General features: G+C 59.2%; 4 protein-coding genes and 2 pseudogenes. 4 read left to right on the top strand and 2 right to left on the bottom strand.

Annotation, left to right across the window (positions count from 1 at the left end):
- Nucleotides 1-476: 476 nt before the first annotated feature.
- The gene (locus IVB54_RS31570; RefSeq protein WP_018455510.1) at nucleotides 477-6,044 is read left to right on the top strand and encodes a trifunctional serine/threonine-protein kinase/ATP-binding protein/sensor histidine kinase; all 5,568 of its coding nucleotides are present in this window, start codon (nucleotides 477-479) and stop codon (nucleotides 6,042-6,044) included.
- Between the two features lie 736 nt (nucleotides 6,045-6,780).
- Here IVB54_RS31570 and IVB54_RS31565 read toward each other — a convergent pair.
- Nucleotides 6,781-7,425, bottom strand: coding sequence for an FMN-binding negative transcriptional regulator (locus IVB54_RS31565; RefSeq protein ID WP_018455512.1), 645 nt, complete (start codon nucleotides 7,423-7,425; stop codon nucleotides 6,781-6,783).
- 882 nt (nucleotides 7,426-8,307) lie between these two features.
- Nucleotides 8,308-9,528 (bottom strand): annotated as a pseudogene (locus IVB54_RS31560) (IS701 family transposase).
- Nucleotides 9,529-9,617: 89 nt separating this feature from the next.
- On the opposite strand from IVB54_RS31560, the pseudogene IVB54_RS31555 reads away from it, so the two are divergent.
- The 3 genes and pseudogenes from IVB54_RS31555 to IVB54_RS31545 all read left to right on the top strand — a co-directional run.
- Nucleotides 9,618-10,000 (top strand): annotated as a pseudogene (locus IVB54_RS31555) (transposase); the annotation flags it as partial.
- A gap of 90 nt (nucleotides 10,001-10,090) precedes the next feature.
- Complete coding sequence (locus IVB54_RS31550; RefSeq protein WP_026233973.1) at nucleotides 10,091-10,459, top strand: hypothetical protein; 369 nt, start codon at nucleotides 10,091-10,093, stop codon at nucleotides 10,457-10,459.
- A gap of 1,162 nt (nucleotides 10,460-11,621) precedes the next feature.
- Complete coding sequence (locus tag IVB54_RS31545; protein ID WP_247777531.1) at nucleotides 11,622-14,249, top strand: Ulp1 family isopeptidase; 2,628 nt, start codon at nucleotides 11,622-11,624, stop codon at nucleotides 14,247-14,249.
- The last annotated feature ends 60 nt before the right edge of the window (nucleotides 14,250-14,309 follow it).

Raw genomic sequence — 14,309 nt, 5'->3', positions numbered from 1 at the left:
GCATTCCAACAATGGAGCCAGGAGTGAACGTCGATCTCGAAAACAGCACCGCTCGTGTCGCCGGGATTTCTAGCCTGAGCGCCCTTGCGGCGTTTATGTTCAGCGACTCGAGCGAGCATCTTGCTTCTCCTCGGGTCTTAGAACCGAAGCAGCGATCTGGGCCCTGCTGCACGTCGGGCAGTGCGCCATGGTCGGGTAACGGGCCACGAGCCCACTCCATCGAATACAATCCTTCGCCGACACACTGCGCTAGCGAGAGCGCCGCCGCCGATTCTGTGCAGGCTCGGCCGGCGCGCAGGATTGGGCTGGATCGACACGCTTGGGCCACGTATTGGGTCTGTAAGTCGCATCTCGGCGTGCCGCCGTCCACTCTTTGGCGGCCTTAATCGGTACTCCGGCCCCTTTGCGAAGTCTCTTCACAAGCTCGCCCGATATGTGTCAGCTTCCGGCTCAGTCCTTATTGATCGGGCGGGCAAATGCCGCGGGACCTCAGCCGAACTCTGTTCGGCTCAAGTATCGACAGTGACATCCAGCTCCTGTGGGAGGACGGTGATCGCGCGTTCTGCCGTGGGTGGCACCGGCAAATCCACGGCAGCAGGGCTGTCGTGCTTGTCGTGCGGCCCATCGCGGAACACCCAGCGACGCTCGACCGCCTCGCCCATGAGTACGGGCTGAGGGAGGAGCTAGACGAGGGATGGGCGGTGCGGCCGTTGGAACTCATCCGGGAAGCCGGTCGGACTATGCTGGTCCTGGAGGATCCATGCGGCGAGCCACTGCTAAATTTACTCGGGATCCGTATGGAGCCCAAGCGCTTCCTACGCCTCGCTGTGGGTATCGCGAGGGCCGTGGGCAAGCTTCACCGGCACGGCTTGGTCCACAAGGAGCTGAAACCCGCTCACATTCTGGTCAATTGTCCTGACGAACAGGTGCGACTCACTGGGTTTGGTCTGGCTTCCCGTCTGTCCCGCGAGCGCGTGCCGCCTGAGCCTGCCGAGTTCATCGCCGGCTCGCTGCCCTACATGGCGCCCGAACAGACCGGACGAATGAATCGCTCGGTCGATTGTCGCAGTGATCTCTATTCACTTGGCGTGACATTCTACCAGATGCTGACGGGCGCGCTGCCGTTCACGGGCTCAGATCCCTCGGAGTGGATCCATTGTCATATTGCAAGAAAAGCAACACCGCCCGTCGAGAAGTCGCAAACCCTCCCGGAGCCGATATCTCAGATTGTGATGAAACTCCTCGCGAAAACCGCCGAGGAACGCTACCAGACTGCCGCTGGCCTTGAGCACGATCTGCAACACTGTCTCGCAGCATGGGCCAACCACGCTCGCATCGACCCGTTTGAGCTCGGCACAGACGACACACCTGATCGGCTGCTCATCCCCGAGAAGCTCTATGGCAGAGCCCTTCAGATCGAGGTTTTGCTTGCCTCTTTCGATCGCGCGGTGAAGAGCGGCGCGCCGAAGTTGGTGCTCGTCGCCGGTTATTCCGGTGTCGGTAAGTCTTCGCTCGTCCAGGAGCTACACAAAGCACTGGTGCCCTCGCGCGGGCAGTTGGTATCAGGCAAATTCGACCAACTGAAGCGCGACGTTCCTTATGTGACGCTAGTGCAGACGTTTCAGAGTCTTGTCCGTCCTCTTCTCAGCAAAAGTGAGGGCGAACTCGCCACCTGGCGGCAAGCGCTCCTGGAGGCGCTCGGCACGAATGGACGACTGATGGTCGAATTGATCCCCGATCTGAGCCTGATCATTGGCGAGCAGCCCGCAGTTGCTGAGCTTCCAGCCCGGCAAGCGCAAATGCGTTTCCAACTGGTGCTTCGCCGCTTCATTGGCGTGTTCGCGCGGCGAACCCATCCTTTGGTGCTCTTCCTCGACGATTTGCAGTGGCATGATGCCGCAACGCTCGACTTGATCGAGGATCTCCTGACGCAGTCGGATCTGCACCTGCTGCTGATTGGAGCTTACCGCAGCAACGAACTTGATGCAGGCCATCCACTCAAACGCAAGCTCGACTCCTTCAGGAGAGCCGACGTAAATTTCGAGGAGATCACGCTCTCGCCGCTCGCTGCAGACGATGTCGCGCAGTTAGTCGCGGATACCCTTCGCTGCGGACTAAAACGCGCTGCCCCGCTTGCAAAGTTGGTGCATCAGAAGACGATGGGTAATCCGTTCTTCGCCATTCAATTCCTTTCTGAACTGGCCGAAGAGCAGCTATTGACGTTCGATCACGAGTCGGCGCGCTGGCGGTGGGATCTCGAGCGTATTCACGCAAAAGCGTACACCAAGAATGTCGTGGATCTGATGCTCGGCAAGCTCATCCGCCTGCCTGAGGCAACGCAGGACGCGCTGCAACAGCTGGCCTGTTTCGGCAACATCGCCGGGACGGCGGAGCTTGCGATCGTGCTCGAAATTTCGCAGGAGAAGGTGCATGCGACCCTGTGGCCGGCGATCCGGCAGGAACTCATCGCGCGCCACGGAACAGCCTACCGCTTCCTCCATGATCGCGTTCAAGAGGCGGCCTACTTCCTGGTGCCGGAATCCTCGCGCGCTCCTGCCCATCTGCGGATCGGTCGGTTGCTGGCGGCACACGTTCCTGCGCACAAACGCGAAGAGGCTGTCTTCGACATCGTCAGCCAACTCAATCGAGGCGTCGCGCTAATTGCCTCCGGTCATGAGCGTGAGCAGCTCGCAGAGCTGAATTTCGTCGCAGGGCAGCGTGCCAGGGCGTCGGCTGCCTACGCCTCGGCACTCACATATTTCACCGTCGGTGCTGCGCTGCTCGCGGAGCACTCTTGGGGAAGGCGCCACGAACTCGCGTTTGCACTGGAGACAAGCCGGGCTGAATGCGAATTCTTGGTAGGCCAGCTGGACATTGCAGAAAGCCTCCTGTCGGTACTGTCGAAGCGCGCCTTGAACGCGCCCCAGCGAGCAACGGTCGCATGCTTGCGGGTCGATCTTTACTTGGCGCTCGGCCAGCACGGGCGGGCAGTGCTCACAGGGCTCGAATATCTTCACGACGTCGGGATCGAGTGGTCGCAGCATCCGACGGACCAGGAAACATTAACCGAATATCAGCGGATGTGGTCACAGCTGCCCGAGGCAATCGAGGATCTTTCTAGGTTGCCTGCGATGACAGATCAGACCATGCTTGCCACGCTTGCCGTCTTGACGCGCATTCTTCCGCCCGCAGGTTTCACGGACGCCAATTTATCCGCTTTGGTTATCTGCAGAGCTGTCACCATCAGCCTCGAATACGGCAACACCGATGCTTCTTGCGCCCATTACGCATGGCTGGGCCGAATCTTGGCCGGGCGCTTCGGCGACTACCAAGCAGCTGACAAATTTGGTCGTCTTGCTTGCGACCTGGTTGATCGCGGTGAGTTCTCCCGCTTTCGGGCTCCCGTCTATTTGGCCTTCGGGTGCAACGTGATCCCGTGGACGAAGCCCCTAAGAGGTGGCCGAGTTTTGATTCGGCGAGCGCTCGCAGCTGCGATCAGCAGCGGCGATGTCATCTACGAGGCGTACAGCTTGCTTCATCTAACCTCAAATATGATGATGGCCGGAGATCCCCTGAAAGAGGTGCAGAACGAGATAGAGAAAAGCTTTGCTACGATACGGGATAGAAAGGTTCAGTTTGCTGCTGATACCGTAGCCGCTCAGCTCGCAATCATTAGAAGCATGCGCGGCCTCACGCGCTCATTCGGTTGCTTGGATGACCAACAGTTTGACGAGCTAGAGGTCGAGCGATCGTTGGCTCGGAGTCTGGAGCTGTCACCTAGTGAAACCGTCTACTGGATCCGCAAACTTCAGGCGCGATTTCTAGCCGGCGATTATGCTGCGGCTGTTGATGCTCGCTCCAAGGCGGAGCCCAAATTATGGACTATGCCGACAGAGCCCTTGATCGCGGAGTTTCACTTCTTTGGTGCGCTGTCTCACTCATGTTACTGCGACAAGCTAGGCGAAAGCGAACAACAGCAACATTGGCTTATCATTGATGCCCATTACAGACAGCTGCAGATATGGGCGACGAATTGCCCCGAAAATTTTGAGAATCGGACTGCCCTGGTCGGCGCTGAAATTGCAAGGCTCGAATACCGGGATGCACACGCAATGCGACTGTATGAACACGCAATCCAGACCGCAGCACGTAACGGTTTCGCCCACCACGAGGCAATCGCTTGCGAGCTTGCAGCGCGCTTTTATGCTGCGCGTGGTTTTGACAGAATATCCCGGGTTTACCTGCAGGACGCCCGGCGCGGCTACCTTCGTTGGGGGGCAGATGGCAAAGTGCGTCAGCTCGACGAGCAGAATCCCCACCTCAGCCATGAGGAGACCGCTCCTGCCGTGAATGGCCTGAGGATCGGAGCTCCGGTTGAGCATCTTGATCTCGCGACGGTAACAAAAGTGTCGCAGGCGATTTCCGGCGAGATTGTTCTTCAAAAGCTAATCGACACGCTTATGCGGACTGCCATTGAGCAGGCCGGCGCCGAACGAGGTTTGTTGATTCTGCTACATGGAGGCGAGCCACGGATCGAGGCGGAAGCCACAACGGTAGCGGATGCGCTGCTTGTAAAGGTGAATGAACAGCCCGTAACGCCGATGGCTCTTCCCGAGTCCGTGCTGCATTTCGTCCTGCGTGTCCGCGAAAACGTCATTCTCGAAGATGCTGTCGCCGAGCCTTCATTTGCGGAAGATCCGTATATCCGCGAGCGCAAAGCGCGTTCTATTCTTTGCCTGCCACTGATCACGCAGGGCAAGCTGATCGGCGTACTTTATCTGGAGAATAATCTCGCCGCGCGCATATTCTCGGCTGCCCGCAACTCGGTGCTGAAAATGCTTGCGTCCCAAGCTGCAACAGCGCTGGAAAACAGCCGCTTGTACAGCGAAGTTCAGCAACGGGAGTCGAAAATCCGGCGCTTACTTGACGCTAACATCATTGGAATATTCATCATTCGCGAAGGAGGCGAGATCATCGAAGCAAATCAAAGCTTTCTCACGATGGTTGGATACGACCGAGAGGATCTCGTCGCGGGGCGAGTGAACGGTCTCGACCTGACACCGCCAGAATGGCACGAGCGTACACTGAATGCGCGAACAGAAGCAAAAAGGACCGGAGCGGTTCAGCAGTTCGAGAAAGAGTATGTCCGCAAGGATGGCAGCCGCGTGCCGGTGCTAGTTGGCGTCGCCGTATTCGATGCGCGAGACGACCAAGGTGTTGGCTTCGTCCTCGACCTGACAGAGCGAAAGAGAGCGGAAGCGGAAGCCCGTGAAAGCGAACGACGGTATCGCGAGACTCTGATGGGGCTGGCACACGCCAATCGGATCACGACAATGGGACAGCTGGCCGCCTCAATCGCCCATGAGGTCAACCAGCCGATTGCCGCGATCCGGAGTAATGCGGGGGCGGGGCTAAATTGGCTCGGTGCTCAACCCCCAAATCTGGAAGAAGTTCGGCAGACCTTCGGGTTGATTGTCCGTGACAGTATGCGAGCAGGGAACGTGATCCGCCGGATCCGCGCTCTTATGAATAAGGCTCCTATGCAAACGGAGCTTCTCGCAATTGACGAATTGATTTTAGAGGTGCTGGGCCTAGTTCGCGCGGAACTTGCGAAAAATGATGTATGGGTGCAAACGCGACGGACTGAGGCGTTGCCGCTCGTCCGGGCAGATCGCGTCCAGGTGCGGCAGGTGATTCTCAATTTGATCACGAACGCCATCGAGGCCATGAGCGAGATCAACGAAAGTGATCGCGAGTTACTGATCAGTGCGCGGACAGATGACTCGAATAACGTAGTGGTCACTTTTCGGGATACGGGTCCAGGACTCGATCCGAACTGCGCTGACCGCGTGTTCGATGCGTTTTACACCACCAAGTCCGAAGGCATGGGCATGGGGCTGGCCATTTGCCATTCTATTATTGAGGCGCACGGAGGCCGGATGTGGGCGGGCGCCAATGATCCTCGCGGGGCTGTCTTTCAGTTCAGCATGCCGGTTGCGCCGGAGGGCGTGGATCGGTCGGAACAGGTCTCTTCAACGTCTTAGGCTCGAATTCGACATCGAGCAGGGCGCTCCGGGAGCCCCGATCATCGTGACAGAAGCAACGGCGAGACCTCGAGGATTTGAGACATTCGCGTTTCTTACTGCCCATCGGGGAGTGTTGGAGCGTGCGCAGATTGTCGCGAATTGTCAGAAGATCTGCAATCTGACCCTAACGTCGGATTCAAGACGCTTTGAGGGCTTCCTGCAAGTCTCAGAGGCTTGCAGGGCGTCAAGCGGAATCAGACGAAAGCTGCACCTGTTGGAGAGAATGACGGCAATCGCCCTCCAAAGCATCTTTTGTTTGAGTCGGGAGGGCGACATGATTTAACTTAATGCATGCAACCGTCGCCTGTGGCAGTGCAGATCTTCAGTGTGGGTGATCAGTTCGGCCCATCGCAACATTCCGTACTAAACTGGTTTCGAAACCGCTTGCTTTGATAACCGTGGAGCCGGGGCAGCCCACTTGAATCCGATCTCAATGCAGAGCATTCTGTCATGCGCCCCGAAGCGCACCTCGGATTGCAACCGGTGTACCGCTCTTCTTCTCCGGAGTTGGCCTCGGGGCCGCGCGCCGCTGTTGGCGGTTGCAATAGCTGACGCGCAAGCGATGGCGTCCTGTATGGTTTTCTCTGCTCTGTGAAAAGCACCTGCCGCGAGCAGGAACCCTCCGCTGCCGGCGCATCGCTGTGCAGAAGGAGAGCAGTCGAGATATGGAGAAATGCAGGTGGTACCGCGTCGTTCACAATACGTCGTTCGGGTTCGTCATCGCAATGAGGTGAGCCACACGACGGTCTTCGTCACGGTCGCTCTTTGATAACCCCTCGATGACGCCGGCGCGATCCGCCGCGTTGCGGTTCTGGCTCATCTTCCGCGTGCCATCGAACCGTGTAATTTGCAATCGCAGGCCGACAATCCCCTTCAGCTCCGTTTTGACGAAATCGGCAGGGGCGTCAGACACCGCCCAGCGGTCTTTGCCCGAGCGCTCATGCACATCGGTCAGCCGCGTGACCACCCTTCGCAGCCGATCGGCATCATCGAAGAATTCGATCGGCCCGTAGGCATGCACAGCGACATAGTTCCACGTCGGTACGGCCTCGCCTCTCTCGTGCTTGGTCACGTACCAGGAAGGGCTGACATAGGCCTCCGGCCCAGCGAAAATGGCCATCGCCTCGCCAGCCGGTGTCAGCTTCCACTGCGGATTCGCACGCGCCACGTGGGCGTAAATCGTGCCCATGGAGCCTTCGCGCTCGTCGAGTACTACGGGCAGCATCGTTCCAACAAGCCCTTCGTGAGTAGCGGTGATCAGTGTCGCCGTGCGTGCCTCGCGCATCGTCCGATGAACGTCGGTGATATCGACAACTTGGAAGGAGGGCGGCGTGTACATCGACGAAGCTCCCCGGCAGCCCGACGGAAAGCCGGGCGACTCATGATTCGGACTAGGGTACGCCTCGTGTCGGATCACAGAAACGATCGGTTTTGGTGGGTATTTTCATTCCTCCGCGCTCTAGGCCCCTGGGCCAGTAAGCCTATGATGAGTCAAAGGTGCAGGTGCAGATCGGAGGGTGCGTTTGCACGCTGGCCAGCCGTTGCCTTCCACGGGCCGCCTGCAGACGAATTCGGCTCTTCGTGCCGATGACTGCAGCACATGAGCAGCTTCACCTTAGAGCTATGAGTGGGACGCCAGAGTTGCGGCTGAGCCCTTGCCGCATCAGCTCGCCGCGCCGCGAGTCGCAGGTTGGCGGTGACTGGTTGTGCTAGATCCGCGCCGGCACTGGACGGACATATCAAAAGCAAGGAAATCTTGGCCATTCCGGCGGCGTGATGATCGCCGGTCAAGAAGTCGATAAGAGGCGTCCGTCTGTGCGATGTGTCTGGCACGCGACATACAGGCCCAATCTGGCCCACCTATATCGCAGACAGGGGCCTAACATCCGACGTGCAATCCAGGATGACGAGGATCCCAGCCGCGCCGCCTATCTGTTTCCCGCGGGATGCGAATGCACCACGCGTTCTGGTGCTGGTCGAAAATGGCGAAGAGCTCAAGCGCCTCCCGCCGGTCCAGCACGTCAAGAGCGACGGCCCATCCTCCTAGCCTAGCATTACAGTTGCTTTTTTGATTTGAAGTGGGCGCGTTGAGCGGCAGCCTGGTGAGCTCTGCGCCAGAAGGACCATGCGATGATGTGTGCGGGTTGAATCCGCTTCCGCGCAAGTCTGATAGCAATGCGGCGGATTTCCTGGATTGACCAACGGATCAGTGGTGGGGTGGTTATGTTTTGGCTTTTGCCGGGGGGCGCCGTTTCGTTTTTTTGGGCGGTGGCGGATTAGCGCGATGTCGGATCGCGGCCATCATGGCGAAGGCGAGCATCACCAAGGACACATGACGGTGCCAGCCATGCCAGGATCTGCTCTCGTTGTGATCGAGCCCGAACTCGTTTTTCGCCGTTTCAAAGCTGTCCTCGATCGCCCATCGATGGCCTTCGACCGCGACCAGCGTTTCAATGGCTGTTCCCGCTGGGCACCAGGTGGTGAAGAAGGCGAGGTCATCATCGGCAATGCGACGACGGATCAGTAGACCGCGTGTCCACAAACCGTCATTTGCACTGTTGGACTGCTCGGCCTCGAGATCCGCCAATTCGAGATAACACCAATCGTGCAGCCGCGGTCCTTTGGTTCCGGCTCCCGCCGACAGGCGCTTCCAGTCGGATGAGCGCCGCGTCCGGGCGAGGTCTGCAGCCGTACCGGCGACCGGCGGTCGCTTGCCCCAGGATCGAAACACATGAGCGCTGCTGACCCCAAGCACGTAGCCTTTGCCTGCCCGACGTAGTTGCTGTTCGATGTTGCCAACACCGTAGACGGTATCACCGGCAACCCACTTGAATGGTACAGACCCGGCTATCGCGCGTGCGATCATTCTCGTCGCAAGCTTTGGTTTGGTCGCAAAGCCGACATCGGCAGGCACATATGTGGCTTCCAGACGATCTGGATCGTCGGTCCATTCCTTCGGAAGATACAACGCGCGATCGATGAACGCATGGCCATGACGCGAAACGTAGGCAGCGAAGACGCCGATCTGGCAGTTCGTGATCTTTCCTGCCGAACCAGTGTATTGCCGCGCCACTCCGCATGACGCTTTGCCCTGTTTGAGAAAACCGGTCTCGTCGATCACGAGCACCGCATCGTCATCCGCCAAATGCTCGATGACATAGTCGTGCACGATATCGCGCAGGGCATCAGCGTCCCAGTCTCCACGACCCAGAATCGCCTGCTGCCGCCATGGGCCGGGATCGCCAGCCGCCTCCGCGCGCATCCAACCGGTCTTGCGCTACTCATCTCCGAGCAGACCTTCCAGGAACAGACCTGCATTCGTCGCAACACGCTCTTGCGTGAACAACGGACGTATCCGTTGCTTGATCTCTCGAAGCGACGCCGCCCACAACGCAAGCGTCGCCTCAACCGACGCGGCCCGCGCCCACGACATTCGAATCATGGTTGCCCATGGATTCAGAAGCCCGCAACAAAAGCAACTGTAATGCTAGGGTCTGTACCTAATTTGCGCCACGTGATTCTCTTCCGCATATTTTGATTCGGGGACGAGCGATGCGTGGCGGCCTGTTTTGGTTGAATGATAAGCAGTGGGCGCGGATAGAACCTCACCTGCCGACGGGACTGACCGGACCGGATCGGGACGACGATCGGCGCATTATCAGCGGCTTCATTCAAATGCTGCAATCGGGTGCGCGGTGGATCTACAATCGCTTCAATCGTTGGGCAAAGCGCGGACGATGGTGCGCGATCTTTGAAGCGCTGGCCAAGCCCGGCAAAGATGCCGTCGCGCTTTCGCTCGACTCGACCTCGATTAAAGCTCACCGGTGTGCCTCCGGCGGAAAAGGGGGGAGCACAATCAAGCAATCGGCCGCTCGCGAGGCGGCCGCACGACAAAACTCCATGCGCTGAGCGATGCCAGGCGGAGCGACGATTACCCGCCCAAGGCGAAAGCGATCGTCCCTGAGCGTCGACGGGCTGAGGCGGGATCGGGGCAGCAGCACGCCATGGATCGCGACGGCGGCGCCGATCTCGATGTGTGCACCCGGGGCCGCACCGACAGTCTTGATGAGCGGCGCGGCGCCGCCGGCGCACGATCCCTTCCGAAAGGGTCCGCGCTCGAGGCCGAAGACGGAAACCGGCCCAGGCGGCGGGCAGACGAACACGAGATCGCCGACGACGACTTGCCGACCGATTGGCACGCCTACCCGGTCTATTTGACGAACGAGAAGAAGCTGGCGCCACGCTCGGTGCAAGTGACCGTCGCGGCGCTTCGATTTCTCTACCGCGCCACGCTCGGCCTCGATTGGGATTTCGACCAGATCATTCAGTGCGCCAAAGGCGCCAAAGACACTGGCCTTCATTCTCAGCCCTGAGGAGGTGCTGCATCGCCAAGCCGACCGACCGTCAGCCCAAAACCGCCGCCGCATGACCGGCCCGTCCGTCACCAAAATTTGGCGATAGCTCATTTCCGGAGCCGGCTCTGCGATCGGGGTTGAAGTCTACGTAGCGTCAGGTTGTACAGTCCGAATCATACATGCGGTGAAGCTTCATGATCGGAAGGAGAGGCTTCAATGTCCTAAGAGCGCAGGTGCGTTGGAGTATTGATTGTGCAGGCACGGCCGGCTGGTTGTAGCTAATGTGAGGACATTGAACTGAAGACGAAGAGAGTTTGCAAGGGAACTTCTCAAACCCCGGACGCCTTCCAACAGCAATGGGGCGGCCCAGTTTCGATCGCGGTGTGGCCGCATGCCCTTCTTGCCTGGAAGGGGGGAGGCGGCACCATGGCTTTTTGGACCGTGCGAGTATTTGGTTTCGTTGGTTTAAGGTTTGGCGATAGCTCAGCTGTTGCCCAGGAATCCGGGGCGCTCTTCTGCGGCAATGCACGAGCTCGGAGCGCGCGCGATAACGGTCCCTTGTTGTTCAATTGGCGATCTTGACGTCTAGCTTTTCGCGCCGGTGTCGCTGCCAGGCGGCTTGAAGAGTCGTCTCATCTAGTAGGAGAGTGGTGTGGAACCGATCTATAACGATCCGGACTATTGGATGCGCTGGCACGCCGAGCTGCAGGAGCTGCAGAGTGCGCGGCAAGAGGCGGATCAAGCTGGCTTCGAGCAGCAATTGGGCGAGCTGCAACTCCGCTCTCCTGAGGAGAGTTCGGGGGGTAGTTCCCCCGACACTCCAGCCGCACGGTCGCATGAAAACATCCAGCGTACGGACGTTGGTGGTTCGATGCGAATGCCGCCAAGGTCCAATCTGCGGAGCAATGCGTTCAGCAGCGCGCGTCACAGCGTCGATGTTCCGCACGCTCATCTTGGTTCGGCTGCAAATAATTACCGGTCTGACTTGCGGGAGGGGCCATTCAGCAGCATGCGCTACGCAGCGCCCTCGGAGGAACAACCTACGGCGCGGACGAAGGACAACAAGCCCCGTGGACTGTTCTCTCGGGTCAAATCAGGACTAAGCATAGTCTTTGGAGGAAGCCACCGTGAGAAGTGGTCCGGCGGCCCAGCGTTTGATGTCGTCTCCTCGGAGCTTCGCATGGACTTTGCAAAGCGCAGTCGTCCGTCCGAGGCAGACCTGGAGCTGATTGAAGAGTTCAAGACGGCATTGGGCAGCGCGAACCGTACCGCGAAGACGATCGATAATTATGTGATGGCTCTTCGAAAGTTCAGCGAATTCCTCCAACCCAAAGGCGTCACTCTGAACGACCTGCTTGGCAATGCTGAGCTGCTGACAGCCTATAAAGATGAATTTAATAAGGTGGCGAGCGCCAATAGCAGGCACCATGTGGGGCCAGCCTTGAATGCACTCCAGAATTTCCAGGCTGGAAATCCCATATCCGCCCCAGCTTGGGTGGGTACGCGAGCGCAACCGATGCACCCCGAGGACGAGCGGATGATCGGCCAGTTCGTGGAAAACGTCAAAAGCTACAGAGTTGCTCCCGATGGCACCAGAGGCCGCGGGACTGGAACGGTTCCCCCTGATACGATCAGGAACAATATGATAGCGCTCAACGGGTTTGCTCGTTGGCTCCGAGCGCAGAACAAGGATCCCCTGGCTCCTCGGGCGTTCAACGAGCCAAGGTCGCTCGCCGTCGACATCGACGAGTACGTCGAAGCTGGCGGCGATCATGATGATCGCCTCAGCGTGGCATTGTCTCATCTTCGCAGGATCGGGGCTGACGGGCTCCAAGCTGTCGGCGCCGGGCCCCGCCTGATGGGGCGCCAAACATTGGCGGCTCATCCGGAGGACGTCTCCATCATCGATGACTTTTTGACGGACGCTCTATCCAAGCTTGGATCCGACGCGACTCGCAAGGAGAAACACGACGCTTCGACGAAGGCGTCCAGCCTACGCTCTTTTAGTGATTGGCTTCGAAGAGAGGGCAGGCCGAGCATCATGGACCGCATCGAGGGCAATGCTGAGCAGCAGCGGTCATTGAGCGCAGATCATTCGGCGTACCAGAAAGCCACAAAGCCGGGCGCCCCACTCAATCTCTTTCGACAATACCTGGGTCTCGAGACCAGGCGACACAGACAACGACCTCGTGCTTATGACGACGACGCCAGCCTGATCGCGAGCCTGGCTAACGAAGAGCTGAGAAACCTCGACCCAGCTTCCGAACAGAGAAGAAAAATAATTCAACAGACTGCTTCGATCCGACGCAAGTTCAGTGATTGGCTCCGCACAGAGGGTAGGGAGAGCATCGCGAGTCGAATCAACGGCAATAGTGAGCAGCAGCGCTCGCTGGGCGCAGACCTCCGGGCTTTCAGGGAAGCCACAGGGAGAGTTGATAGCGTGGGTCTCAAGAAGCTCAAGCAGTATCTGCTACTCGTTGAGGCAAACAGAGCGCTGGGTGTGAGCTTCCCTGAGCAGAGGGCTGGGTCGAACTCAACCTCAACCTGGGCGCGAGATTTGCCGACTCCGCCGTCCGAAAGTGAGTGGCCGCCGCTGCTAGGTCCGTTTGGGCAGGCCGGCTTGCAGGATCCGGCTAGGTCGAGCTCGACCTGGTCCCCGCGCGTGCCGTCCGACTTCGATCCAAGTGAGTGGCCGGCGCCGCAAGGCCCGGTTGGACCGACCGGTTGGCAGGACCCGGCCGGCTCGAGCTTCACCTGGTCTCCACGAGTGCCGTCCGGCTTCGAGTGGCCAACTCCGGAGGGCGCGCCAGCTCGGTCCTCAGACATCTACCGCGATTTGACTTCTTTCGCTGATCTGCCGTCCACACCGCAGGAAATGCGTGACGACGCCCAGTCAAGGCCGGTGCTCAGCCCGACCGGCAGACCGCCGTTCTTCATCGGTCCATCAGGCAAGCCGCAAGAGCTCGAGGAGATCGGATATCTCGTCGGCGAGGATTGGCAGCATGGCTCACAGGCGGTGCCGGACTTCCTGCTCGATGTACTGGACAATAGAATGCTGTTGCCGAGTTCGCGAATGGCTCCCCAGCCGGTCTCTATCAACGGTGAGACCTACTCCATCGCATTGGGGCCGCGAGGACGCCGCGACGCCCAACTGATCCATCACCCTGGCCCATCCTCGGTTCCTGATGCCCGGATCGGCGCTTCGACGGCGAGTGCCTCTGCCGGCGACCGCAGCGGACGGGTGCTCGGAGCCAGGGAATGGCTGGGTGACGCGCATATCCAGCGGGACTACGAGCTCCTGTCGCAGGAGTTGCGGCAAAGCAATCCAAACCTCGCCGCCCGGACCCGGTTCGTCGATCCTCTTATCGCCTTTCAGGTGGGCCATGGTACGGAGGGCGACGCCCTGAACGCATTCCATCGCATTGTCAACGATCTGAATGGCAACGATACGGCCGACTTCCTGTTCTTGCCGGTGAGTGATGCGAGCGCTACGGACCTCCTTGACCGCGGCTCCCATTGGTCGTTTCTGCTGGTAGATCGCCGCGATCGCGACAGGCCGGTTGCCTATCACTACGACTCCTTAGAGCCATACAATGCCGGACCTGCAGAAACGCTCGCAGCGCGGGTGGGAGCCGATTTGCGAGATGCCCTCATACGCGAGCAGAGGAACGGCTATGATTGCGGTGTCTTTGTGGTCGATGGTACCCGGGAGCTGGTCAGACGGCTCGCGGGAAGACGGCAGGCAGATCTGAACCTCCTCAACCTCGTCGTCGACCGGCAGGCATTGCAAAACCGACTAAGGGGCTGATGTCGGCTTCAACTGAATAGCGCGCGCAGCTGGTTGAAGGGGTTGAAGTGCAACTTCGCC

It is taken from the genome of Bradyrhizobium sp. CW1 (assembly GCF_023100665.1).
GTDB classification, from domain to species: Bacteria; Pseudomonadota; Alphaproteobacteria; order Rhizobiales; family Xanthobacteraceae; genus Bradyrhizobium; species Bradyrhizobium canariense_D.
This window is presented reverse-complemented; position numbering and strand designations above follow the sequence as displayed.